The organism is Rahnella inusitata, assembly GCF_003263515.1.
GTDB classification, from domain to species: Bacteria; Pseudomonadota; Gammaproteobacteria; order Enterobacterales; family Enterobacteriaceae; genus Rahnella; species Rahnella inusitata.
This window is the reverse complement of the sequence record NZ_JYDE01000019.1, coordinates 158,654-182,545: the sequence shown is the minus strand read 5'-3', so window position 1 is coordinate 182,545 and position 23,892 is coordinate 158,654. Positions and strand designations below refer to the sequence as shown.

The 23,892-nt window shown below is 54.2% G+C and carries 22 protein-coding genes; 10 read left to right on the top strand and 12 right to left on the bottom strand.

Annotation, left to right across the window (positions count from 1 at the left end):
* Window positions 1-4: 4 nt before the first annotated feature.
* Both TU92_RS12625 and TU92_RS12620 read left to right on the top strand, forming a co-directional pair.
* Complete coding sequence (locus tag TU92_RS12625; protein WP_112167572.1) at window positions 5-1,165, top strand: collagen-like triple helix repeat-containing protein; 1,161 nt, start codon at window positions 5-7, stop codon at window positions 1,163-1,165.
* A 106-nt stretch (window positions 1,166-1,271) separates the two neighbouring features.
* A complete protein-coding gene (locus TU92_RS12620; RefSeq protein ID WP_112167571.1) occupies window positions 1,272-2,984 on the top strand; it encodes a ShlB/FhaC/HecB family hemolysin secretion/activation protein in 1,713 nt (570 codons plus the stop codon).
* 75 nt (window positions 2,985-3,059) lie between these two features.
* Here the strand turns inward: TU92_RS12620 and trpS are convergent, their stop codons facing one another.
* From trpS to pilM, 11 genes are all read right to left on the bottom strand, one after another.
* The gene (gene trpS, locus TU92_RS12615; RefSeq protein WP_112167570.1) at window positions 3,060-4,076 is read right to left on the bottom strand and encodes a tryptophan--tRNA ligase; all 1,017 of its coding nucleotides are present in this window, start codon (window positions 4,074-4,076) and stop codon (window positions 3,060-3,062) included.
* A 1-nt stretch (window position 4,077) separates the two neighbouring features.
* Window positions 4,078-4,776 carry a phosphoglycolate phosphatase gene (locus TU92_RS12610; protein WP_112167569.1) on the bottom strand — a complete coding sequence of 233 codons (699 nt, stop codon included), beginning with the start codon at window positions 4,774-4,776 and terminating at the stop codon, window positions 4,078-4,080.
* The gene (gene rpe, locus TU92_RS12605) at window positions 4,769-5,446 is read right to left on the bottom strand and encodes a ribulose-phosphate 3-epimerase (protein ID WP_112167568.1); all 678 of its coding nucleotides are present in this window, start codon (window positions 5,444-5,446) and stop codon (window positions 4,769-4,771) included. Before rpe ends, TU92_RS12610 begins: the two co-directional genes overlap by 8 nt.
* Window positions 5,447-5,497: 51 nt before the next feature.
* Complete coding sequence (gene dam / locus TU92_RS12600; RefSeq protein WP_112167567.1) at window positions 5,498-6,310, bottom strand: adenine-specific DNA-methyltransferase; 813 nt, start codon at window positions 6,308-6,310, stop codon at window positions 5,498-5,500.
* Between the two features lie 80 nt (window positions 6,311-6,390).
* Window positions 6,391-7,434, bottom strand: coding sequence for an SPOR domain-containing protein (locus tag TU92_RS12595; RefSeq protein WP_112167566.1), 1,044 nt, complete (start codon window positions 7,432-7,434; stop codon window positions 6,391-6,393).
* Between the two features lie 130 nt (window positions 7,435-7,564).
* Window positions 7,565-8,647: a 3-dehydroquinate synthase gene (gene aroB, locus TU92_RS12590; protein ID WP_112167565.1), complete on the bottom strand. Its 1,083-nt coding sequence runs from the start codon at window positions 8,645-8,647 to the stop codon at window positions 7,565-7,567.
* A 57-nt stretch (window positions 8,648-8,704) separates the two neighbouring features.
* Window positions 8,705-9,226 (bottom strand): shikimate kinase AroK, encoded by a 522-nt coding sequence (gene aroK, locus TU92_RS12585; protein WP_014333540.1) that lies wholly within the window; start codon window positions 9,224-9,226, stop codon window positions 8,705-8,707.
* 346 nt (window positions 9,227-9,572) lie between these two features.
* Window positions 9,573-10,835: a DNA uptake porin HofQ gene (gene hofQ / locus TU92_RS12580; RefSeq protein WP_112167564.1), complete on the bottom strand. Its 1,263-nt coding sequence runs from the start codon at window positions 10,833-10,835 to the stop codon at window positions 9,573-9,575.
* A complete protein-coding gene (locus TU92_RS12575; RefSeq protein ID WP_112167563.1) occupies window positions 10,832-11,671 on the bottom strand; it encodes a pilus assembly protein PilO in 840 nt (279 codons plus the stop codon). The genes hofQ and TU92_RS12575 overlap by 4 nt, the downstream gene beginning before the upstream one ends.
* A complete protein-coding gene (locus TU92_RS12570) occupies window positions 11,668-12,222 on the bottom strand; it encodes a PilN domain-containing protein (RefSeq protein WP_112167562.1) in 555 nt (184 codons plus the stop codon). The genes TU92_RS12575 and TU92_RS12570 overlap by 4 nt, the downstream gene beginning before the upstream one ends.
* On the bottom strand, window positions 12,222-13,061 hold the full coding sequence (pilM, locus tag TU92_RS12565) for a pilus assembly protein PilM (protein WP_112167561.1): 840 nt from the start codon (window positions 13,059-13,061) through the stop codon (window positions 12,222-12,224). Before pilM ends, TU92_RS12570 begins: the two co-directional genes overlap by 1 nt.
* A 121-nt stretch (window positions 13,062-13,182) precedes the next feature.
* Between pilM and mrcA the strand changes: the two genes are divergently transcribed.
* Window positions 13,183-15,738, top strand: a complete 2,556-nt coding sequence (mrcA, locus tag TU92_RS12560; protein WP_112167560.1) for a peptidoglycan glycosyltransferase/peptidoglycan DD-transpeptidase MrcA — start codon at window positions 13,183-13,185, stop codon at window positions 15,736-15,738.
* A 109-nt stretch (window positions 15,739-15,847) separates the two neighbouring features.
* Here the strand turns inward: mrcA and nudE are convergent, their stop codons facing one another.
* Window positions 15,848-16,405 carry an ADP compounds hydrolase NudE gene (gene nudE, locus TU92_RS12555; protein WP_112167559.1) on the bottom strand — a complete coding sequence of 186 codons (558 nt, stop codon included), beginning with the start codon at window positions 16,403-16,405 and terminating at the stop codon, window positions 15,848-15,850.
* A 469-nt stretch (window positions 16,406-16,874) separates the two neighbouring features.
* On the opposite strand from nudE, the gene TU92_RS12550 reads away from it, so the two are divergent.
* The 7 genes from TU92_RS12550 to TU92_RS12520 all read left to right on the top strand — a co-directional run bounded on the left by TU92_RS12550 (window position 16,875) and on the right by TU92_RS12520 (window position 23,818).
* Complete coding sequence (locus TU92_RS12550; RefSeq protein ID WP_208640455.1) at window positions 16,875-19,019, top strand: intracellular growth attenuator family protein; 2,145 nt, start codon at window positions 16,875-16,877, stop codon at window positions 19,017-19,019.
* Between the two features lie 110 nt (window positions 19,020-19,129).
* The gene (gene yrfG, locus TU92_RS12545; RefSeq protein WP_112167558.1) at window positions 19,130-19,819 is read left to right on the top strand and encodes a GMP/IMP nucleotidase; all 690 of its coding nucleotides are present in this window, start codon (window positions 19,130-19,132) and stop codon (window positions 19,817-19,819) included.
* A 24-nt stretch (window positions 19,820-19,843) separates the two neighbouring features.
* On the top strand, window positions 19,844-20,248 hold the full coding sequence (hslR, locus tag TU92_RS12540) for a ribosome-associated heat shock protein Hsp15 (RefSeq protein ID WP_112167557.1): 405 nt from the start codon (window positions 19,844-19,846) through the stop codon (window positions 20,246-20,248).
* A 24-nt stretch (window positions 20,249-20,272) separates the two neighbouring features.
* Window positions 20,273-21,160, top strand: a complete 888-nt coding sequence (hslO, locus tag TU92_RS12535; RefSeq protein WP_112167556.1) for an Hsp33 family molecular chaperone HslO — start codon at window positions 20,273-20,275, stop codon at window positions 21,158-21,160.
* Between the two features lie 239 nt (window positions 21,161-21,399).
* Entirely contained in the window at window positions 21,400-23,022 is a 1,623-nt protein-coding gene (pckA, locus tag TU92_RS12530) for a phosphoenolpyruvate carboxykinase (ATP) (protein ID WP_112167555.1), read from the top strand.
* Window positions 23,023-23,129: 107 nt separating this feature from the next.
* Complete coding sequence (locus TU92_RS12525; RefSeq protein WP_112167617.1) at window positions 23,130-23,342, top strand: FitA-like ribbon-helix-helix domain-containing protein; 213 nt, start codon at window positions 23,130-23,132, stop codon at window positions 23,340-23,342.
* A complete protein-coding gene (locus tag TU92_RS12520) occupies window positions 23,339-23,818 on the top strand; it encodes a PIN domain-containing protein (RefSeq protein ID WP_112167554.1) in 480 nt (159 codons plus the stop codon). Before TU92_RS12525 ends, TU92_RS12520 begins: the two co-directional genes overlap by 4 nt.
* The last annotated feature ends 74 nt before the right edge of the window (window positions 23,819-23,892 follow it).

Here is a 23,892-nt window from a genome sequence, read left to right as displayed (position 1 = left end):
AATCATGCGCCATACCATTCATGTTGGTCATGTTAACAAGGTTGCACTCGCAATCTTGGTCGCCCTGTCTCTGGCTGCCTGTAGTGGCAGCGGTGGCGGCGGTTCTTCTCATACGGCAAAAACATCCACCACCGGCTCTGCGACGTCCGGCGATGGAACCACTTCAGGCAGTGACGGAACGACGACGGCGGGCAACGGAACGACCGGAGCAGGAACAGGAACAACCACAACCGGCGGTGACACTACCGCCGGAAATGGAACCGGCAGTGGCACAGGGACGGGAAATGGAACAGGAACAGGGACGGGCAGCGGAACGGGTGGAACGCCATCCACCACGCTCGCCACTGGCACCATCCTGAGTAACGCGGGCGGCGCGGTCAGCGGCCTTGGCACCCAGGTCAGCAGCATCGCCAGCCAGACGCCGATCGGTAATATTCCGGTCGCGGGCACCGGCGTTGTCACCATTATCGATAGTACCGGCAAAGCTGTCACTGACGTCGGCAGTGGCGTACAAAACGGCATCGGCCAGTTAGGTACCAATCCTAACGCTATCGGCACCACCGTGGCGGGCGTACCGAAAGCCGTGGCTGATTTAGGCACCGGCGTGTCTGGCCTTGGCACGTCACTGGCGACGAATACTGCCGGAACCCCGCTCAGCGGCGTGACCGGCGCAACCGGTGGCCTGGTGAATAATGTCGGTACGCTGGTGACCAACACCGGTAACGGGCTGGCGCAGAACGTGCAAAGTGGTGCGCTTTCGGGCGTAACGACAGGGGCGACGGGGATCGTCACGCCTGTTGTCGCGCAGGTACAGAACACCACCCAAACTGTCGGAGGCGCAACGGGGCTGGGCGCGCCAGTTAACGGCCTGCTGAATCAGGTCGGTGGCACCGTCAGTTCAGCCGGCACACAACTGTCTGCCAGCACGCCGGCGCTCGCCGGATTAGGAACGGCGGTCACCGATACCGGACAGGCCGTGTCTAAAACCGGCACGATTCTGGTTCCGGCCAGCAGCACGACGACAACCACCGCCAGCAATTCCGGCGGTATCGCGGCCGGTGCGGGCGCATCTGTCTCTCAGTCAGGCGGTCTCGTCGCCGGTGTCGGCACCACCGTTGGCGGGCTGACCAGCGGACTGGGGCTGAAGCTGAACAAACCGCAGTAACTATTTATCGTTAAAAGACGCAGTAAAAGCCCGCTTCCGGCGTATTCGGGAGCGGGTCAACGATCGCTGAATTCCCACATTTGCCTGTGCGCTCAAAGGAATATTTATGAGAATAAAATCCTGCATAGTGGCTTTATTGGGTTCTGCCATTGGTTACAGTTCGGCAGACATGTTCCCCACTTTAATCGACCCGAATAATCCGGCCAAACTGGCTACGCCGATTTCCCAGCCCCCGGCCAAATCGCAAAAAATCAATTTACCGGCGCAAAAATCGGTGCCTGACCTGACGCCGCAGACGCTTATCGACGTGAAGCATATTCAGTTTGTCGGCGGTACCGCATATCCGCTGGATTCACTGGCCGCGCCTTTTAGCCAATACGTCGGCAAGAAAGTGCCCTTATCTTCCCTCTTGGCCGCGACCGATTCGATCACCCAGCGCTATCACCGCGACGGGTTTGTGCTCTCTTACGCCTACTTACCGGCGGAAAATTTTCAGGACGGCGTGGTGAAAATCGGGCTGGTAGAAGGGTATATTTCCGCCACCCAGATCCACAGTGACAACCAGCAGGTCGGCCGCTGGCTGAGTAAATTATCGAAGCACATCATGGAAGAAAAGCCGCTGACGCAGGATACCTTCGAGCGCTATACGATTCTCATGAGCCGCACGCCGGACACTAAAGTCACCGCGTCGGCCAACAATCCCAACAATATTTACGGTGCAACAACGCTGAATGTACAGGCGCTGCGGCCGCGTAACTGGAACATCGCCACCGCTGTCGATACCCGTAAAGGCGACAGCTCCGCGGTGGTCAACGCGACACTGAGCGGCCTGAGCACCTACGGCGAACAGCTCGGCATCGCGACGCTCATCCCGCTGGAAAGCGACACCCGCAAAACCTACGCCGGGCTGAACTATCAGCAATATCTCGGCGACGACGGCCTGCTTATGCAGCTCAAAGGCAGCTATTACAAACAGAAAGATAAGGATTACAACACCATACTTTCGTTGCCCGATGGCATTACTGTCGGGTCGCAGAACACCCAGACGCAGTACAACGGCGGCGTGGTGTTCAGCTATCCGCTTAAACTGACGCGCAAACAACAATGGACCGTCAGCGGCGAACTGGATTATCTCGATAAAAAGTATGATTACGATTTAGTGGCGCGCCGTGGCGAGCGCCAGGTGCAACTGCCGGGCATCAGTCAGCGGATACGCTATCCGGCAGCGGAAATCTCACTGACCGGTTACCGCGAATACGATCAGGCTTACTGGAATACCAAATTCAATGTGCGCCAGGGGATGGATGGACTCGGTGCGACCAACAGCACGCCCAATGCCGATCTGACGTTTACCCGCTGGAAATTTAACGGCGATGCGGCCTACCTGTTCGACAAGAAATGGCGACTCAGTACATCCGTGGAAGGTGACTGGTCGGATAATGATTTACCGGAGCCTGAACGGGTGAATTTTGGCGCGCTGCATTATGGCCGGGGGTATCCGGACAGCGATGCCCAGGGCGATTACGGCGTTGGCGGGCAGGTCGAAATGCGCTACATACACAACCTGGATCAGGGCGAATGGCTAAAAACCATTCAGCCTTATACGGTGGTTGATGCGGCACATACCGAATTTAATCAGCAGGGATTGCCTAAGCAAAATCTGTCGTCGTATGCCATTGGCGTGATGTTTGGCGATAACCGTCACTATACGTTGTCGGTAGAGGCGGCGCGGCCAATCGGCGATCTGCCGATCGACAGCAACTCACGCGACTGGCGCTATAACGCCACGTTTACCTATAACTTCAGCGCCGGTTCGTAATCCGGCGCTTGCAGGCCAGAAAGCAAAAAACCACGTCCAAAGACGTGGTTTTCAGATTTACTACAAAATCACAGATTACGGCAGCGTGACAAAACCAATGGCTTCATAGGCTTTTTTCAGCGTGACGCTGGCACGTGCGCGGGCTTTTTCTGCGCCCTCTTGCATGATCTGTTGCAGCAAAGCTTCGTCGCTGCGGAAACGGTTATAACGTTCCTGCACGTCAGTCAGCATGCCGGATACGGCTTCGGCAACCGCCCCTTTCAAATGACCATACATCTGGCCTTCGAACTGCGCTTCCAGTTCGGCGATAGTCTGCCCAGTCACGCCGGACAGGATATCCAGCAGGTTCGACACACCCGGTTTATTTTTCACATCGTAACGAATGACTGGCGGCTCTTCGGAATCGGTCATCGCGCTTTTGATTTTTTTGGTCACCGCTTTCGGATCTTCCAGCAGGCCTATCACGTTTTTGCGGTTGTCATCCGACTTAGACATTTTCTTGGTCGGTTCCTGCAACGACATCACGCGCGCACCGGATTTCGGAATGAACGGTTCAGGCACGGTGAACACATCGCCATACAGCGCATTGAAACGGCTGGCGATATCGCGGCTCAGCTCCAGATGCTGTTTCTGGTCTTCACCGACGGGCACCTGATTAGTTTGGTAAAGCAGGATATCCGCCGCCATCAGCACCGGATAATCAAACAGACCCGCAGTAATGCTTTCGCTGTTTGAGGTTTCGTAGCGCGCTGATTTGTCTTTGAACTGCGTCATGCGACCCAGCTCACCAAAATAGGTGTAGCAGTTTAGCGCCCAGCTTAGCTGTGTATGTTCAGGAACATGAGACTGCACGAAGATAGTACTTTTCTTCGGATCGATGCCGATAGCCAGATACAGCGCCAGCGTGTCGAGCGTTGCTTTGCGCAGCTTCACCGGATCCTGACGCACGGTGATCGCGTGCAAATCGACGATGCAGTAAATGCATTCGTAATCGTCTTGCATTTTGACCCACTGACGCAGCGCACCCATGTAGTTGCCAATGGTCAGTTCGCCGGAGGGCTGTGCGCCACTAAATACGATGGGTTTACTCATTTTATGCTTCCTGATCTTTTAAAGATGACAGCCCCAAAGCGGGCAAAAGGTCGGCAAAATTTTCCAGCACGCGATCGGGTTTGCTCAGCGCGATGGTTTCACCGTAGTTATATCCGTAAGTCATACCAACACAAGGGCAACCCGCCTCCTGTGCCGCCTGAATGTCGTTGCGGGAATCGCCAACAAACACCAGTTCACTGGCGCGTAAGCCCAGCGTGCCCAGCATCAGATACAGTGGTGCCGGGTGCGGTTTCTTCGCCACGACGTCATCCCCGCCCAACACCAGCGTGAAATAGTTGCCGATGCCCAGTGATTCCAACAGAGGCGCGATAAACGGCGTCGGTTTGTTGGTCACCAGACCCAAAGGTAAGCCCTGCGCGGCAAGGGCGGCCAGCGTTTCTTTTACCTGCGGATAGAGACGGCTGCCGGAAGCGGCGGTACCGGCGTAGTAGTGATCGAACTTGTCACGGATTTTTTGCAAAAACGCAGGCGACATATCGCCTTCGGCCCAGCGTACGGCACGTTCGACCATAATGTCTGCGCCGTTGCCAATCCAGGTGCTGATGCGTTCAACGCCCGCAGGAGGTAAATCAAAATCACGCAACGCCATGTCCACGGCTTCCGCCAGACCCGGCGCGCTGTCGACCAGCGTGCCGTCTAAATCAAATGCCACACCACGCGCGGTCAGGGTCTCAGTCATGTGACACCTGCGCCAGTTCGCTGCGCATGTGGTCGATCACGGTACGGTAATCCGGCTGGTTGAAGATGGCAGAACCGGCGACAAACATGTCTGCGCCTGCGGCTGCAATCTCGCGGATGTTTTCAGCTTTCACGCCGCCGTCGACTTCCAGACGAATATCATAGCCGCTGTCGTCGATCAGTTTACGCACCTGACGCAGTTTGTCGTACGTGCCTGGAATAAACGATTGTCCGCCAAAGCCGGGGTTCACCGACATCAACAGGATCACATCCAGCTTATCCATCACATAATCAAGATAGCTCAGCGACGTGGCCGGATTGAAAACCAGACCGGCTTTACAACCGTGGCTTTTAATCAGTTGCAGCGTGCGGTCAACGTGTTCGGAGGCTTCAGGATGGAAAGAAATATAGGTCGCGCCCGCCTCGGCAAAATCAGGTATCAGCCGATCCACCGGTTTGGCCATCAGATGAACGTCGATCGGCGCGGTAATGCCGTAGTCGCGCAGCGCTTTGAGGATGGCAGGCCCCATCGTTAAATTCGGGACGTAGTGGTTATCCATCACATCGTAATGAACCACGTCGCCGCCAGCGGCCAGTGCTTTCGCCGTATCTTCACCCAGACGGGCAAAGTCAGCCGACAGAATGGACGGGGCAATCAAAAACTGTTTCATCCGCTTCTCCAAACGATAAGGTTACCTGTTGACTGCGGCGCAAACCGGCAATCAGCGATAGAGCGCTAAAAGTTCATTCACCTTGCTGCGCAGGGCAATATTGCTGCTGATAGTACGTCGGGCAGATACGCGATGCAGTTCCGCCTCTGCGTACCATTCCAGCGTCAGGGGTGTTTCATGATTGGAGATCAGCACCGGCACCGCATTCTCACTCGAGAGCTGGTGCGCCAGACGCGCCAGTTTGCGCTGATCGTCCATGCTAAAGCTGTTGGTGTGGTACGCCGTAAAATTCGCGGTTGCAGAGAGGGGCGCATAAGGTGGGTCACAATACACCACCGAACCGGCCTTCGCTTTCAGCAACGTTTCCTCATAATGCTCACAAACAAACAGAGCATTTTTGGCTTTTTCAGCAAACCAGTAGAGTTCTTCTTCCGGGAAATACGGTTTTTTATAACGGCCAAAAGGCACGTTAAACGCCCCACTGAGATTATAACGACACAGGCCGTTGTAACAATGGCGGTTCAGATAGAGGAAAAGTACCGAACGACGATAAGGATCGCTGCTGGCATTAAACTCAGCCCTCAGGACGTAAAAACGATCTGCATCATTAAACTCTGGCGTGAAAAGCACACGGGCATCACGCACAAATTCGTCGGTGCGTGTTTTCACGATATCGTAGAGATTAATCAGGTCGTTGTTGATATCCGCCAGAATGTAAGCGTCATACTCAGTATTTAAAAACACTGAGCCCGCGCCAACAAAAGGCTCGATCAAACAATCTCCCGCCGGAAGATGACGTTTAATGTCATCAATCAGCGGGTATTTGCCGCCAGCCCACTTCAAAAACGCGCGGTTCTTCTTCATGCCGTCAGTTAGCTACTTATACAATTCACAGCCGCGGATTGTATCCTGTTTTTAGACAGCAAATCGCGTTGAGATCAGATTCATTTTTTCAGGTCTTGCTGTACCTGATGTACAGGTTTAACCCACGGTTTTTTCGCCTGAACTTCCGCAGGCAGGCTGGCAATAGCACGTTTGGCTTCGGCAGAAGACGCATAGTTACCACTCACCAGCACATACCACGGCTTCCCGTCGCGTGCAGTCTGATAAACCAGATAGTTTTTCAGGCCGGACTGTTTGGCAAATGCGTTCAGTGTGTTGGACTGCGAAGCACCGCTTAATTGCAGGGTGAAGTGTGAGCCAGGCGCAGACTTAATGGCTGACGCGCTACCCGAGGCTACCGGCGCAGAAACGGCGGGTACTGAGGCGGCCTGAGATTTGGTCGCCTGAGGTTTCGCCGTGTGCGAGGCGGTCGCCGCAGGTTTGTGCTCAACCGGTTTCGCCGTATGAGCAGACTGCTGATTACGTGGCGTTTGCGCCGGACGGGTATGCGGGGTTTGCGGCTGGGAAACGCCAGGCGTCTGCGTGCGCGCTGAACCGTTGACGGTCGCCGCAGCGGTCGGTAACGACGTCAGAGATTGTGCAGCACCACTGGTTGCGGCACCCTGATCCATGCTGCCCTGCGCAACGCCATCCACCTGATTCTGTTGGGAAGATAAAGCATCACTCATGTCACCAGGCAGATCCACACGTTCTTTCTGGCCATTGTCCGGCAAAGGTTGCGCTTCGGTTGGGGTTGATGACACGGGCGGTAAACCAATGCTTTGTGGCTGCTGTCCGTTGACGGCCTGTGCGGTATTGGCCTGCGCTTGTGCAGAAGGCTGAGCCGGTGCAGCAGCGTCATTGCCCGCAAGATTAATATCTTTTGGACCGTTGTTTTGCTGAGTGGCCTGATTCGATGTCGGGGACTTCATGGCGGAACCTATGCCGACAATCAGCAGGACCAATACCACAATCCCGATGCCAATCATCACGTACTGACGGTTAACAGGAACCTTGGGTAGGGAAGGAGACGGTTTGCGCGCGCGCGGTGGGCGGCGATCGCTGGTATCTGGCTTGAGATCGTCTTCCGGTGTTAAATCATCCATCTAAAACCTCCAACCCGGCTAAAAGCCCGTAACAGGCCTCACGCGGAGCAACTATCCTGACTAAAAAATATAACGCTTTGCTGGCATGGGTGAAATCGGTCGTTATCTGGCCAAAAAAGTGGCCACAGTTTTAACGGCAATCTTCAATCGAAGCCAGCACCATTTCATGCGATACGCCGGAGCGTACTTCGGACTGTCCAATTGCTTTGGGTAAAACCAGACGCAGTTCGCCAGCCAGTACTTTCTTATCACGCATCATGTGCGGCAAATAGGCTTCGGCTTTCATAACCTGCGGCCCCGTCACCGGTAACCCCGCGCGGGTGAGTAAAGTTTTCACCCGGGCGATATCGCCCAGACTGAACTGACCAAGACGATGAGCGGTATAACACGCCATCATCATCCCGGCGGACACGGCTTCACCGTGCAGCCAGTTGCCATAACCCATTTCTGCTTCAATAGCATGGCCATAAGTATGGCCCAGATTCAGTAAGGCGCGCATGCCGTTTTCACGTTCATCGGCTGCCACAACCTCAGCTTTCAGCTCGCAGCAACGACGGATGCAATAAGCCAGCGCGTTCATATCCAGCGCCAACAGGGCATCCATGTTGTCTTCAAGCCATACAAAGAAGTCGGCATCCAAAATAATGCCGTATTTGATCACTTCTGCCAGTCCCGATGACATTTCACGGGCAGGTAAAGTGCGCAGACAGTCGAGATCAACCACCACCGACGCAGGCTGATAGAACGCGCCGATCATGTTTTTTCCGAGGGGATGGTTCACCGCCGTTTTACCGCCAACGGAGGAATCGACCTGAGAGAGCAACGTGGTAGGCACCTGTACAAAGCGCACACCGCGTTGATAACTGGCCGCAGCGAAGCCGGTTAAATCACCGACGACGCCGCCGCCAAGGGCGACAAGCGTGGTATCACGTCCGTGCGGCTTTTCGAGCAGCGCGGAGAACACGTCATTTAGAACAGTCAGGGATTTGTATTGTTCACCATCAGGCAGAATCACCTGATCAACACGAACGCCTGCCTGCTCCAGCACTGAACGTATAGCGTCCAGATAGAGAGGAGCGAGGGTTTCGTTGGTCACTATCATGACCTGATCGCCTGCCTTTACCGGCATAAAAGAAGCCGGATCGTGGAACAATCCGGCAGCAATCGTAATGGGGTAGCTACGTTCCCCTAACGTTACGGTAATCCTCTCCATGTCGTGCTCTGTGACCTTCTTTAACTGACACCCTCAGGCAATGATAGAAACCAATAATCAGTTACTTTCCAGCATGTTGATAATCTGGTTGGCAACGACTTTGGCACTTTGATCATCGGTACGAATAGTGACGTCGGCAATCTCTTCATACAAAGGATTGCGTTCTCTCGCCAGTGCTTCAAGCACTTCACGCGGCGGAGCACTCACTTGTAATAATGGACGTTTTTTGTCGCGTTGTGTACGCGCCAGTTGTTTTTCGATGGTAGTTTCAAGATAGACGACAACGCCACGCGCTGACAAACGGTTACGGGTTTCACGTGATTTAACGGAACCCCCGCCAGTTGCCAGAACGATGCCTTGTTTTTCGGTCAGTTCGTTGATCACTTTTTCTTCGCGGTCGCGGAATCCGTCTTCGCCTTCTAAATCAAATACCCAGCCCACATCAGCTCCGGTACGTCGCTCAATTTCGTGATCGGAGTCGAAAAACTCCATATTGAGTTGCTGAGCTAACTGTCGACCAATAGTGCTTTTGCCGGCACCCATAGGCCCAACCAGAAAGATATTGCGTTTCTCTGCCATGTTTTTCGGTATTACTAAGACTATTTCGTTGATGATAACCCGCCCCGCCAATCAAATTAGCGGCGGGACCTAAACTGAAACCTCATGAGCGATAGTGCGAGATCAGAAAAAAATTATCTCAACACTCTTGGTAGTTTGGCAACCGAATAAATCGCATTGCACGCCGCAGGAGGGAAAACGTACGTTTTTATCGGCGTGTCTGCAGTAAAAAAAGATCACGGTGCTCAATTCGGTAACCCTTGTAAGCTAAATCGACCGCAGCGTCAAACTCAGAAGCCTCTCACGACACAAAAAGTTGCATGTGCTCAACGTGATTGTGCGATTTAGGTTAGCACTAAATACCCGTTTATTGGGCGCGGATTAAGGTTGGAGTGATGAAAATCACCAACTCGCGTCGCTGTTCATTCATATACTGGTGTTTAAACAAGGAACCGACCACCGGAATATCGCCGATTACCGGGACTTTGGTGTCGGTCTTCTGGTTTTTGCGCTGGAAAATGCCGCCCAGCACGATGGTTTCGCCATCTTTCACCGTGACCTGCGTTTTGATTTCCTGCTTGTCGATTGCCAACGCTTCTCCCTCGGACTGCTTGATACTGCGCCCCGGCATATTCTGGCTTATCTGCAAAGCCATCTGAATGCGCCCGTCACGCTGAATCTTAGGCGTCACTTCCATACCGAGTACCGCTTCTTTAAATTCGATGGACGTACTGCCGCTCGCCCCGCTGGACACCTGATACGGAATCTCCGTGCCCTGCTTGATACTGGCGGTTTGCATGTGCGCCGTTAGCAGGCGCGGGCTGGCGATAATATCGACTTTGTCTTCCTGCTCCAGCGCGGTCAGCTCCAGATCCAAAATCCGTCCGCTGATGTGTGCCAGATTGAACCCGGCGGTAAATATCGGGTTTTCCACCGGCATTCCCATACTGAAATTGTTCATTCGCACGGCTTTAGTGATCGGTTCATCGCCGGTGAAACCCCAGCGAACGCCTAACTCCCGCAGGCTTTCGCTGTTCATTGTCACGATGTGTGCAGCCAGTTGTACCTGTTGCAGCGGCAGATCTAACTCTTTAATCCACGGCGTGACGATATCCAGCGCCTCCTGCGTATCGCGCAATAAAAGAGTATTGGTGCGGCTGTCCGCAGACGCATTGCCCTTAACAGATAACAGCGTGCCTTTTTGTGCATTCAGGCTCAGCGCCGTTTCTTTGGCATCGGCATATTGAAGCGGAAAGGTCAGGCTGACGATCGGCCGCTGGTCAGCCTGCTGTTCTTCAGCCTCTTTGACCTGTTGCTGGCGCGCAAGCGGGTCAATTGCCGGTGAAATCAGCAGAACATTTCCTTCAAGCTGACTGGTGAGATGATTCATGCGCAGGATAATGTCGAGCGCCTGCTGCCACGGTACTTCTTTGAGCTTTACGCTGATCTGCCCTTCCACACCCGGCGCGGTGATCAGATTAAGCTGCCGCGTATCGGAAAGTGCCTGCAAGACCATTTCAATCGGCGCGGTTTGAAATTCCAAAGATACCGACGAAGGCTCGTCCGCCTTGATGACGCTGAAATATAAGAAAAACGGCAGCCACAGAGCGGCCCGATAAACGTGTTTCATTTTTTTCCTTTCCCTGGAAACGTACCCGAGTGACCAAACCGGAGAGTCTGGCGTTGTTCGCCGCAGCGGGCATCGCTGATGCTGAGTTCTACCTGTGAGGCATCCAGCATTTCGACCGTCCACAGCGGCGTGCCGATCTGCGTGCCCGTTTCGACTTTGTTCCAACTGCCATCTGGCGACAGTAACCAGCCAAACTGCTGGCCTTCTGCCTGCGTGATGCCACCCAGACTCCACGTGGGAGCCAGGGTTTCACCGGCGCAGGATTGGGATGGCAGGGGAGCAAAAGGATCATGCTCCGGGACCGTGACTTCATCGCCGTCAGCAGCTTCGTTTGTTTGGGTCAGCAAAAGAGAAACGGCGAGGCCGCTTTCCGTGGCATGAAGATTGAGTTCGCTGAACGCCGGATGCCACGGGCGCTGCTGCAATACCTGAAGAAAATGCATCAGTGCACCAAACGAACCGTGCAGCTGAAGTTCGCCTTGCTGATCAGGTGCGGGCGACCAGCGAACCAGCGCGGCTTGCGAGGCCTTCAACGGCGGCGCAAATTGCTGGTCCAGCGGCAGGATGTCGTTTTCGGCCCCTGCATTTTCTTTCAGCATATTCTGCAAACGCGACAGTGGCGCTCCGCGCAGCAAGGCCACCTGCGCATGAGTCACTACCTGGCGGATCTCATTTATCTGCTGCTCCAGTTCTGTCTGTTGCAGCCAGATACTCCGGAAAAGACATTGATATATCACCAGCGCGATAAGCGTCATCGCACCCGCCAGCATGGTAGCCAACTGCCAGCCCGGTTTTCGCATCAGCGGCTCAAGACGCTGCAAAAGTGGGTTATTCATGGCAACGTTCCCTGCTCAGGTGGCTGACGCAGCTGCATCTTCAGCACAAAGCTCAGCATCACACCGGATTGCTGCCGTACATCGCTCAGAGTGACATCCCGGAGTAAGTCACCTGTCGCCAGCGTGTCGCGAAAAGCCAGAATGTCGTGATAAAACCGCCCTTCGCCGGTGAGCGTCAGCTGGTTCTGAAGTTCAACCAGGTCGTTCAGCCGAACCTCCTCTGGTATTTTTTCTGCCAACAAGATCAGCATTTGCAGGGAGTCCCTGCTCCGCTGCGCCCGCTGCTGGCTAACCAAACGCTGCGCGAGCAGTATTTTTACCTGTGCCGACGCCGTCTCCACACTCCTTTGCTGCAGAGAAAGCGCCTGAGAAGCGTGTTTCAGGGCAGCAAGATGTTGTTGTAAAAGGGTCCGTTGCTGAGCCAAAAAAACAGCACTACCCAGCAAGCTCACCAGCAGCAACGCTGGAAAACACACCGAAACGGTTAGCCAGAAACGCACCCGTTGCTGTCGATGTACCTTCCGCCATGGCAATAAGTTGACCTGTAGCATCAGCAATCCACAGGTCTTAGCGCCAGCCCAACAGCGGGAGCAAAGTCGCCCGGGTTGGCAGGTAAAGGGGCGGATAACTGACTTATCGCGCTGAGCGGCGACCAGCATTGCATTCCGGAAGGAGGATTTTCGCCGCTGTAATAAGCTTCTGTGGCACACAGCGCACCGGCACGATATTGCGACCGGATGAGATCGGAAAGCGCTGCATCCGCCCGTGCTTGCGTGCTGTCGAACAAACCAAACTGGAACGGCAGGCTGTGCGGCGAAGCCCAAAGAAGGGCGTCGTCCAGCGGATGAATCAGCAGCGCATCACCGGGAAGCCGGGCCGCATGAGCAGCAACCTGAAGTGCGCAGGGTGTCAGTTCGATAACCTCAGGGAAAAGCTGCGCCTGCGCAAGACACTCCATCCACTGCATGATCTCCTGTTGCCGTGCGGCGGTGACGACGATCTGATTATCTCCGCACGGGTCAGCACGGTAATCCATCACCAGATGTTCAACGCCCAGAGGAAATTGTTTCGCCGCGTGACTGAAGATGAAGGCGCTGCGGGCGGGATCCTGCATCCGCGCATCAGGTGCCACCATGCGTTGCTGCATGATGCGCTGTGCCGGCAGGCTGATTCTCAGTGACAACCTGGCAGGTAAGGTTTTGCGCCAGAATGATAAAATGGCGATCAGCGGCGCGGTCTCATGTAATATCCCCTCCCGCAACGTGAAGTCAGGCAGCGGATGCTGCCACCAGTGACGTAATTGCCAGCCATGACGCCGCCTTTGTACGGCGATCGCGCGGGCAAAACCGGCTTGAATATCCAGACCTACCTGCCATGCTTGTAGTCGCATTTTCGCCCAATCTCCATATCGTCAAGTAAATAAAAGTACGTATCCATGTTGCAGGCTTGCCTTTATACTACCGCGCGGTTGTTTATAAACTGCCCAATTGACACTAAATGGGAAATCTCAGGTGAAGTTCGTAAAGTATTTATTGATTCTTGCAGTGTGTTGCATTTTGCTGGGAGCGGCCTCGATCTTCGGTTTGTATAAATATATCGAGCCACAGCTACCCGATGTTGCCACGCTCAAAGACGTGCGCTTGCAAACACCCATGCAGGTCTTCAGTGCCGAAGGCGACCTTATCGCCCAGTACGGTGAGAAGCGCCGTATCCCGCTGAAACTCGGCCAGATCCCCCCGGAAATGGTGCATGCGTTTATCGCGACAGAAGACAGCCGTTTTTACGAGCATCACGGTGTGGATCCGATCGGTATCTTCCGTGCGGCATCCGTTGCGCTGATGTCCGGCCACGCCTCACAGGGTGCGAGCACCATCACTCAGCAGCTGGCACGTAACTTCTTCTTAAGCCCTGAGCGCACGCTGACCCGTAAAATCAAGGAAGCGTTTTTGGCCATCCGCATTGAGCAGATGATGACCAAAGATGAAATTCTTGAGCTTTACCTGAACAAAATCTATCTCGGTTATCGTGCCTATGGCGTGGGTGCTGCAGCGCAGGTTTACTTCGGGAAAGACGTGAGTCAGCTGACACTCAGCGAAATGGCGGTCATTGCCGGTCTGCCTAAGGCACCGTCAACGTTCAACCCGCTCTATTCCCACGATCGCTCTGTTGCCCGTCGCAATACCGTGCTGGCCCGTATGCTGGATGAGAAATACATCACGCAGGAGCAGTACGATCAGGCGCGTGCTGAACCGGTCGTCGCGAATTATCACGCCCCACATATTGAGTTTTCCGCGCCGTACCTGACAGAAATGGTGCGTCAGGAAATGGTGAAACGTTATGGCGATAACGCCTATAACGACGGCTATATGGTTCACACTACCATCACGAAGAAAACCCAGCTGGCCGCACAGGAAGCGCTGCGGACCAACGTGCTGAATTACGATATGCGCCACGGTTACCGCGGCCCGTCGAATCAGATGTGGAAAGTGGGCGAACCGGCGTGGGATGAGAATAAAATCGTCCAGTCGCTGAAAACGCTGCCGGTCTACGGGCCACTGTTCCCGGCGGTCATTACCTCGATTGACGACGCGCAGGCCACGGCGACGATGTCTAACCGCGCCGTAATCAGCCTGCCGTTCAGCGGTATGCGTTGGGCACGTCCTTACCGTAATGACAACGCACAAGGCCCGACACCGAAGAAAGTCTCTGACGTGGTTCAGCCAGGTCAGCAGGTGTGGGTGCGTAAAGTGGGCGATGTCTGGTGGTTGGCACAGGTTCCTGATGTGAACTCCGCCATCGTCTCCCTGAATCAAAACGACGGCGCGATTGAAGCGCTGGTCGGTGGTTTTGATTTCAATCAGAGCAAATTTAACCGTGCGAATCAGGCTGTGCGTCAACTCGGTTCGAACATCAAACCGTTCCTGTATACCGCGGCGATGGATAAAGGGCTGACCCTGGCCACTATCCTCAATGACATGCCGATCACCCGCTGGGATCCGGGTGCCGGTCAGGACTGGCGACCGAAAAACTCACCACCGACCTATGCGGGTCCAATCCGCCTGCGTCAGGGGCTGGGTGAGTCGAAGAACGTGGTGATGGTGCGTGCGATGCGTGCGATGGGTGTGGATTACGCGGCAGAATATCTGCAGCGCTTCGGCTTCCCGGCTGCCAACATTGTTCATTCCGAGTCACTGGCGCTGGGTTCGGCATCGTTCACCCCGTTACAGGTAGTGCGGGGTTATGCGACGCTGACCAACGGCGGTTATCTGGTTGACCCGTATTTCATCACCAAAATTGTGGCGGAATCCGGCGAAGTTCTGTTTGAAGCCAAACCGAAAATCGCCTGCCGCACCTGTAATATTCCGGTGATTTATGGCGATACGCAGAAGTCGGCGGTGTTGTCTGATGACAACGTGGAAAACGTTGCCACCTCGGTGAATAACAATAACAACGCCGTACCAACGCCGCAGCTGGAACAGGTTCCGGCCAATTCTCCGCAGGTGGATGCAGAGCAACAGTACGCGCCGCACGTTATCAGCACGCCGCTGTCGTTCCTGATCAGTGACGCGCTGAACTCCAACATCTTCGGCGAGCCTGGCTGGATGGGAACAGGCTGGCGCGCGGGTCGTGATCTGAAGCGCCACGACATCGGCGGCAAAACCGGGACAACCAACAGTTCGAAAGACGCCTGGTTCTCCGGTTATGGCCCGAACGTGGTCACCTCCGTCTGGATTGGTTTTGACGATCACCGCCGTGACCTTGGCCGTTCGACGGCTTCCGGTGTGATCCCAGATCAAATCTCGGGCGCAGAAGGCGGCGCGAAGAGCGCACAACCGGCGTGGGATGACTACATGAAAGCCGTGCTGGAAGGCGTGCCTGAAGAGAAGCAGACGCCGCCTCCGGGCATCGTGACGGTGACTATCGATAAGAGTACCGGGAAGTTATCCGACGGGGGCGGTGGCAGTCGTGCGGAATACTTCATTGACGGAACTCAGCCGACGGAACATGCGGTGCATGAAGTCGGAACGACTATCATGGACAACGGTCAGGAACATGAGTTGTTCTGATGAGAGTGAGTCAGGCGTTTAACGCCTGATTAAATCCGATAGAAAAAAGCCGGTCTGCATGATGTATGACCGGCTTTTTTATTGACGATTTTTCAGGAAAACGGACGGTTCAGCGGGCGTTGCGCGTCAGGAAATCATGAGCCAGGAATAAAGCGCTGACGTTACGGGCTTCGCAAAAATCGGGCTGTTGCAGCAATTCCATCATCCGCGCAATAGGCCAGCGGGTTTGTGGTAAAGGCTCGGGCTCATCGCCTTCCAGGCTCTTTGGGTACAACCCTTTCGCAATCACAATGTTCATGCGGCTGGAGAAGTAGGAAGGCGCCATCGTCAGCTTTGCCAGCACGTCAAAATGCCCTGCGCCGTAGCCGACTTCCTCCATCAACTCGCGGTTAGCGGCTTCCAGCACGCTCTCGCCTGCGTCGATCAGCCCCTTCGGAAAACCCAGCTCATAGCTTTCGATCCCCACCGCGTATTCGTGGATCAGCAGCAGATCTTCACCAATGACTGGCACGATCATCACCGCTTCGCGATCGGACGGACGCATGCGTTCGTAGACGCGTTCCGCGCCGTTGCTGAACGCCAAATCTACAGACTCGATGGTGAACAAACGCGAACGCGCTACGGTTTCCACCTTCAGGATTTTTGGTTTTTGCAGGTGTTGTGTCATTTCATCCCCAACTTTTATTCACCTGACTGCGGGTGTCGTAATGGGTTCATATGGATTATTGAACATTGCTATCAGAAAACATTGTGCGTTAAGGCAAGCCTGAACCGCAATCTTTACTGCGTATAAGTTCCGCTGAAAACGGCATATTCAGCGCGAACCGCCGGATTTTTGTCCCTGACATCGTGCAAAAAGAACGCGTTGCCATGTTCGCGTCACAATTTTGCTGTAACAAAAACCAGACCGATTCAAAATAGGATTATACCGATACCCATTAAAGTACAATTACGGATACTCTCTAGCGTGGTGTTTTTATCATTAAAACACTTGTGCATAAATATCAGTCAAATAATGAAAACCCTGTAGAAAATAGGGTGACGTGCAAATCATGCATGAGGTTTATGTCTTTTCAATTTATGTATAATACTTTCACAGAGTTGACGTAAGTCGCCCACGTCAGAACGGGGATCGGATGAGCACAGTAGTCGTGACACTGGTGTTGTTGTGTATCGCAATCATTGCCACTGGAAGTTTCTTTTGGTTTGCCTTGCGACGCCGCCAACGCGACGAGTCCGTGGTACATTTCCCCACCCCCAGCCAGCGAAAACTGTCGCAACAAGAGCGCGACGCCGTAGAACGGTATCTGCGACAAAGTGAAGGGCTGGGACAAACGCCGATCACTCACCGCAATAATCTGATTATCCTGCGCGATAAACTCATCCTGACCACCAAAAGTGAACACGTTTACAGCCTTAAGCGCGCCATCACTCGCTACGGTGTAGCCAGCGAAGACACCAACAGCGGACGCTATTTTCTTGATGCGACTGAAATCCACCTGCCCCCCTTTTGGGAGCAATACATAGCGCAGGAAAATCAGGTAGAGCTGATTAAAACGCAATCGATGCCTCTGGTCATCTCTCTCAATGGTCATACGCTGGCGGACCACGTTTACGAAGGTCCGGCGCCGGTTTCAACGGTTCTTCCCTCCCAGCCGCAAAATGCCTCGATTCGTCATGAAGAAAGCGAACATATCGAGATGGTGAAGGTGCGCCGTGAAACGCGCGAAGAGCACGCGCTGACCCGCTCGAGCGGTGTAAAAGAGGCGCTGGCGGTTTCCGGTATTTTGCTTTTGCTGTTTATTACGTTGCTCAGCCCTGTCGTATTTTTGCCGTGGCTGCTTACCCTTGCCGCCGTGCTCGCAGGATGGGTCGGCTGGCGGGTGATTTCCGAACGTTTAGGTAAAAACCGCAAAGAAATCCATTGCCTGCGGGGCTTACCTAAACGCTGGGGACTGTTTGGCGAATCTAAGCAGGGGGATATCAGCAATATTTCGCTCGGCACCGTCGACCTGATTTATCCGCCGCACTGGCAACCTTTTATCGGCCGCGACCTCGGCCAGCCAACGGATATCGAGCTGTACATGAACAGCCACGTCGTCCGTCAGGGCAGCTATCTGTCGTTGCACGATGAAGTCAAAAAATTCCCGCTGCAGCTCTGGGGCAAGAATCTGGTGCTGGCGACCAGCGCCTTTCTGTTATTGCTTATGCTGCTGGTGTATGTGCCTCTCGGTTTACCGCTGAAACTCAGCATAGCGTGGCTACAGGGCGCGCAAAGTGCGCAGGTCAACAGTGTGCAGGATCTGGAAAAAACAGCACTGCGCGTCGGCGATACGTTGAAAGTTCAGGGTACAGGCATGTGCTACGTGCCACCTGCGACCAACCGCAGCGCATCGGGTTTCCTGCCGTTCGACTGTTCGGGGATTTACTGGAACAACGCCGCACCGCTGCCGGTGCCGCAGTCTGAAATTATTGATGCCGCCACCGCGCTGCAAACTACCGTGAACAATCAGATGCATCCGGGTGAAAATCTCGAGCAAAACATCAACCCGCAGCTGGCGACCGCGATCGAGAAATCCGGCATGATTTTGCTCGATGATTTCGCCGATATTGTGCTGAAAACCGACACGCTGTGCGGCAGCAAAACCAATGAATGCGTACGCCTGAAAAATGCGCTGGTGAATCTGGGGAACTCGAATAACTGGAGTACGCTGGTGAAACGCGCGAAAGCGGGCTCGTTACAGGGGATCAACGTCCTGCTGCGACCGGTCAGCGCGCAATCGCTGAGTGAGCTGGTCAATAACGCGACGTCCTCCTTCTTCATTCAGGAAACCCGCCGCGCCGCAGAAAGCCTGAACAGCCCTCCTCCGGGTGGGTTCCTTATCAGCAATGACGAAGGTCGTCAGCTGGTGGAACAGCCTGTGCCGCCGGTCGGATTGTACGGTAATCCGCCGCAGGATCAGTGGAAGCAGTTACAACACTTGTCAACGCAGCTGCTGCATACCCCGTTCAGCGCTCAGGGCGTGATCACCAGTATCAGCATCGATGCCAACGGTACACGCCATATCTCGCTGCACAGTGAACCGGATATTTCGACGCTGTGGCGCTATCTGGGCACCAGCATGCTGCTGTTCTTGTTGCTTGGCGTTCTGCTGGTCAATACCGTTCTCTTTATCCGCCGCTTTATTAAAGATAAGCGCCGTATTGACGACATTGAGCAGCATTATAACGCCTGCTTTCACCCCACGATGATGCCCGTACCAGCGCATACCCTGAGCTGAAACTCAGGGTGGCTCTGCGCCACCCTGAGAGTTTATGTTATTCTGACGCCCTTCCCTGCTTACGTTTTTTCTCTCCTGCCATGCTCATGCCCGCAGGATATGGAGTTTCCATGCCCCTTGATCTCGACTGGAACAATATCGATACCGTTTTGCTGGATATGGACGGCACGCTGCTTGATCTGGCCTTCGATAGCCAGTTCTGGTTGCAGGACGTGCCTAAGGCGCTGAGCCTGCAACGCGCTATCCCGCTGGAAAATGCCCGCCAGATAATTCATGACGAATATCTGGCCGTCCAGCACACCATGAACTGGTATTGCTTTGACTACTGGAGCGAGCGGCTGGATCTGGACATCTACCAGATGACCACCAACATCGGTAAAAATGCCAAACTTCGTGACGATACCAGGCCGTTCTTGCAGCATCTGCGGGAAAGTGGCCGCGAAACCATTTTGCTGACTAATGCGCATCCTCACAGCCTGTCAGTGAAGATTGAACACACCGGTTTGGATAAGCACCTTGATTTATTACTTTCCACCCACACATTTGGTTATCCAAAGGAAGATCAACGTTTGTGGGCTGCCGTGCAGCAGCAAACGGGCTTTAACCCCGAGAGAACGCTGTTTGTCGATGACGGGGAGCCGATTCTGAATGCGGCAAAAACCTTTGGTATCCGCTATTGTCTGGGTATAGAGAATCCGGATTCAACCGGTGCGAATAAGTCATTTCAGGGACATCCTTCGATCAATGACTACCGCGACCTGTTGCCTTCGATTCACCCGATAACAGGCCCGGCTCAGTAGTTCCGGCACGTTTCAGGGGGAAAGATGAAAGGTAAAAAGGAAGAAGACGACAACGCAGTACGTCTCGATAAATGGCTGTGGGCGGCTCGTTTTTATAAGACCCGTGCGCTGGCGCGCGAGATGATTGATGGCGGCAAAGTGCATTACAACGGCCAGCGCGGAAAACCGAGCAAGCTGATGGAACTGAATGCCGAAATTACCCTGCGTCAGGGAACCGATGCAAAAACGATCATTGTTTTAGGGCTGACAACTCAGCGCCGCAGTGCGGAAGAAGCACAAACGCTTTATCAGGAAACCGAGGCCAGCATTGCCAGCCGGGAGAAAATCTCTCAGGCACGGAAAATGAATGCGATGCCCCATCCGGACCGACGTCCGGATAAAAAGGAACGCCGCACCCTGATCAAATTTAAATATGGCGACGCAGAATAAACGCCGCCAAACAGAGAGAACGTTATGTCTAATCACGACCAGTTACACCGTTACCTGTTCAACCATCACGCTGTGCGCGGCGAACTGGTTTCGCTCCACGAAACTTTCCAGCAGATCGTTGCCGGGCATGACTATCCGGCAGACGTCCGTAATTTGCTGGGCGAAATGCTGGTCGCAACCAGCCTGCTGACCGCCACGCTCAAATTTGACGGTGACATCACCGTGCAATTGCAGGGCGATGGCCCGCTGAAACTGGCGGTGATTAATGGCAACAATCTTCAGGAACTGCGTGGCCTCGCGCGTCTGCAAGGCGAAATCAAAGAAGGCAGTTCGCTGAAAGAGATGATTGGTAACGGCTACATGGTGATCACCATTTCCCCGACTGCTGGCGAACGTTATCAGGGCGTTGTCGGTCTGGAAGGCGAGAACCTGGCTGAGTGTCTGGAAAACTATTTCATGCAGTCTGAGCAGCTCCCGACCCGTATTTTCATCCGCAGCGGTGAAGTGGAAGGCAAGCCAGCGACCGGCGGTATGCTGTTACAGGTTCTGCCTGCTGAAGAGACCGATCCAGAAGAATTCAGCCATCTTGCGCAGCTTACCGCGACCATCAAAGCCGAAGAGCTGCTGAATCTGCCCGCCAATGAAGTGCTTTATCGCCTATATCATCAGGAAGAAGTCACTCTGTACGAACCGCAGGATGTGTGTTTCCGCTGTACCTGTTCGCGTGAACGCTGCGCCGGTGCACTGCTGACGCTGCCGGATGACGAAATTCTCGAAATGCTGGAAGAAGATGGCAAAATCGAGATGCACTGTGACTACTGCGGTTCAGATTATGCATTTGACGCGATGGATATGGCGACACTGAAAGCCAGCGGCGGCAACGTTGTCTCCGGAAATGATAACGTTCACTGATCGTTAACTCACTAAATCAAAAGGGACTTTCTGCTGAAAGTCCCTTTTTTGTTGCTTGTTTATAACGTCCTTGCATAATTTGTTGGTATTCCATCACATTTCCAGAAAAAAATTCACATCTCCCGTTAATCTTTGATAGCTATCGCTGTTCGTGCGCGATAAATACCTACAATTACAACTAATTTATCCCTAAAGGCCTACGCCCTTTGGGGTTCTATGTGCAGGAAAGGAGCAGGGAAATGCCAACCACTCTCGGGATCACCGCCGAAACACTCGCCCGTTACGGGATTCATCAAAGCAGTCAAATCGTCTATAACCCTGATTACGATACTCTTTTCAAAGAGGAAACCGCACCGGGTCTGGAAGGCTTTGAGCGCGGACAGGTGACAGAACTGGGCGCAGTGAACGTTGATACCGGCATTTTCACCGGCCGTTCGCCAAAAGATAAGTACATTGTCCGCGACGACGTTACCCGCGACACCGTCTGGTGGGCCGATCAGGGCAAAGGCAAAAATGACAACAAACCGTTGTCGCAGGAAGTCTGGTCATCGCTGAAGGCGCTGGTCGGTAAGCAGCTTTCGGGCAAACGGCTGTTTATCATTGATGCATTCTGCGGTGCTAACGCAGACTCCCGCCTGAAAGTCCGTTTTATCACTGAAGTGGCCTGGCAGGCGCACTTCGTCAAAAACATGTTTATCCGCCCGACCAGCGAGGAACTGGAGAACTTCGAGCCTGACTTTATCGTAATGAACGGCGCGAAATGCACTAACCCCGACTGGCAGAAGCAGGGGCTGAACTCCGAAAACTTCATTGCCTTCAACCTGACCGAGCGCATCCAGCTGATTGGCGGCTCATGGTACGGCGGCGAAATGAAGAAAGGCATGTTCGCCGTGATGAACTACCTGTTGCCGTTACAGGGCATCGCCTCGATGCACTGCTCGGCCAACGTCGGTGAAAAAGGGGATGTGGCGGTCTTCTTCGGCCTCTCCGGCACCGGTAAAACCACGCTCTCAACCGATCCAAAGCGTCAGCTGATCGGTGATGATGAGCATGGCTGGGACGATGACGGCGTCTTCAACTTTGAAGGCGGCTGCTACGCCAAAACCATCAAGCTCAGCAAAGAAGCTGAGCCGGAAATCTTCGGCGCGATTAAGCGGGATGCATTACTTGAAAACGTCGTGGTCAGCGCAGACGGCAAAATCGATTTTGATGACAACAGCAAAACCGAAAACACCCGCGTGTCGTACCCGATTTATCACATTCAGAATATCGTGAAGCCAGTCTCCAAAGCGGGCCACGCCAGCAAAGTGATCTTCCTGACTGCCGACGCCTTTGGCGTTCTGCCACCGGTTTCCCGCCTGACGGCTTCCCAGACGCAGTATCATTTCCTGTCAGGCTTTACCGCTAAACTGGCCGGCACCGAGCGCGGTGTCAACGAACCCACCCCGACCTTCTCCGCCTGTTTCGGCGCAGCGTTCCTGATGCTGCACCCAACACAATACTCCGAAGTGCTGGTCAGGCGCATGGAAGCGGTCGGCGCGCAGGCATATCTGGTGAATACCGGCTGGAACGGCACCGGCAAACGCATTTCACTCAAAAATACCCGCGCTATTATTGACGCTATTCTCAACGACACGATTGATGACGCAGAGACTTTCACCTTGCCGCTGTTTAATCTCGCGGTGCCGACCGCGTTACCGGGCGTGGATCCGCACATCCTCGATCCGCGCAATACCTACGCCAGCCGCGAACAGTGGCAGGAAAAAGCGCAGCATCTGGCACAGCTGTTTATTGATAATTTCGATAAATATACGGATACGCCTGCCGGCGAGGCGCTGGTTGGCGCAGGCCCTCAGCGTTAATCTTACGCACATTGCTCAGGCGCGGATCCCGCGCCTTTTTTATTGCAAAAATTTCTGCAGGTCGCACTATGACAGCACTGCTTGCATTGATTTCACAGGAGCTGATTATGGCCACCATCACGATTCGCAATCTGGATGACGAGATTAAAGATCTGCTGCGCATCGCCGCCGCTAAAAAAGGGCATTCGATGGAAGAAGAGGCGCGTTTAATTCTGAAACAGGCGTTGACCAGCACCCCGGCCAATTTCGGCCTCGGCAGCCAGCTTCGCCAGCGTTTCTCCACGCTGGGCCTCAATCCTCTGGAACTTCCGCCAAAATGATCATCCTCAATACGTCCATCATCCTTGAGATGATCAATCCCAAACCGCATAAAACCGTTCTGCAGTGGCTCGACGCGCAGGATGCCAGCCAGCTGTATCTTACCAGCCTCGGCGTCGCCGAACTTTTCGCCTGGGTCGACGGCCTGCCAGATGAACAGCCCAGGACTCCGCTCAATGAAGCCTTACTGGAGATGCTGAATCACGATTTCGCAGGACGCCTGCTGCCCTTCGACGCCGCCAGCGCCCTGCACTATCCGCGCGTGATGGCCTTATCAAAGCAGGCTGGTGTGACGATGAAAGAGCGCGATACGCAGCTTGTCGCGATATGCCTGAACCATCAGGCGTCGCTGGTGACAGATAACGCCGGGGTCTTTGCGCACACGGGTGTGGTCGTAGTGAATCCATGGGATGTGGTGGAGGCGCCGAGGTGGCGCGAGGAAGCAGCGGAATATTATGTTATGAGTCGGAAGACTTAACGTTTGGTGGCAGAAAGCCGCTGCAATGGCGGCCTTAAAGCAGACGGGGAAGCGTCGGTTTCACACTTGCAGTG

Bases quoted from the DNA above. Each gene is read 5' to 3' on its own strand.
- pckA (WP_112167555.1), top strand. From the start codon at position 21,400: ATGCCAACCACTCTCGGGATCACCGCCGAAACACTCGCCCGTTACGGG.
- TU92_RS12525 (WP_112167617.1), top strand. From the start codon at position 23,130: ATGGCCACCATCACGATTCGCAATCTGGATGACGAGATTAAAGATCTG.
- hslR (WP_112167557.1), top strand. From the start codon at position 19,844: ATGAAAGGTAAAAAGGAAGAAGACGACAACGCAGTACGTCTCGATAAA.
- aroB (WP_112167565.1), bottom strand. From the start codon at position 8,647: ATGGAGAGGATTACCGTAACGTTAGGGGAACGTAGCTACCCCATTACG.
- nudE (WP_112167559.1), bottom strand. From the start codon at position 16,405: ATGACACAACACCTGCAAAAACCAAAAATCCTGAAGGTGGAAACCGTA.
- yrfG (WP_112167558.1), top strand. From the start codon at position 19,130: ATGCCCCTTGATCTCGACTGGAACAATATCGATACCGTTTTGCTGGAT.
- hofQ (WP_112167564.1), bottom strand. From the start codon at position 10,835: ATGAAACACGTTTATCGGGCCGCTCTGTGGCTGCCGTTTTTCTTATAT.
- TU92_RS12520 (WP_112167554.1), top strand. From the start codon at position 23,339: ATGATCATCCTCAATACGTCCATCATCCTTGAGATGATCAATCCCAAA.
- TU92_RS12620 (WP_112167571.1), top strand. From the start codon at position 1,272: ATGAGAATAAAATCCTGCATAGTGGCTTTATTGGGTTCTGCCATTGGT.
- TU92_RS12575 (WP_112167563.1), bottom strand. From the start codon at position 11,671: ATGAATAACCCACTTTTGCAGCGTCTTGAGCCGCTGATGCGAAAACCG.
- rpe (WP_112167568.1), bottom strand. From the start codon at position 5,446: ATGAAACAGTTTTTGATTGCCCCGTCCATTCTGTCGGCTGACTTTGCC.
- trpS (WP_112167570.1), bottom strand. From the start codon at position 4,076: ATGAGTAAACCCATCGTATTTAGTGGCGCACAGCCCTCCGGCGAACTG.
- dam (WP_112167567.1), bottom strand. From the start codon at position 6,310: ATGAAGAAGAACCGCGCGTTTTTGAAGTGGGCTGGCGGCAAATACCCG.
- TU92_RS12550 (WP_208640455.1), top strand. From the start codon at position 16,875: ATGAGCACAGTAGTCGTGACACTGGTGTTGTTGTGTATCGCAATCATT.
- hslO (WP_112167556.1), top strand. From the start codon at position 20,273: ATGTCTAATCACGACCAGTTACACCGTTACCTGTTCAACCATCACGCT.
- pilM (WP_112167561.1), bottom strand. From the start codon at position 13,061: ATGCGACTACAAGCATGGCAGGTAGGTCTGGATATTCAAGCCGGTTTT.
- TU92_RS12625 (WP_112167572.1), top strand. From the start codon at position 5: ATGCGCCATACCATTCATGTTGGTCATGTTAACAAGGTTGCACTCGCA.
- TU92_RS12595 (WP_112167566.1), bottom strand. From the start codon at position 7,434: ATGGATGATTTAACACCGGAAGACGATCTCAAGCCAGATACCAGCGAT.
- aroK (WP_014333540.1), bottom strand. From the start codon at position 9,226: ATGGCAGAGAAACGCAATATCTTTCTGGTTGGGCCTATGGGTGCCGGC.
- TU92_RS12570 (WP_112167562.1), bottom strand. From the start codon at position 12,222: ATGCTACAGGTCAACTTATTGCCATGGCGGAAGGTACATCGACAGCAA.
- TU92_RS12610 (WP_112167569.1), bottom strand. From the start codon at position 4,776: ATGACTGAGACCCTGACCGCGCGTGGTGTGGCATTTGATTTAGACGGC.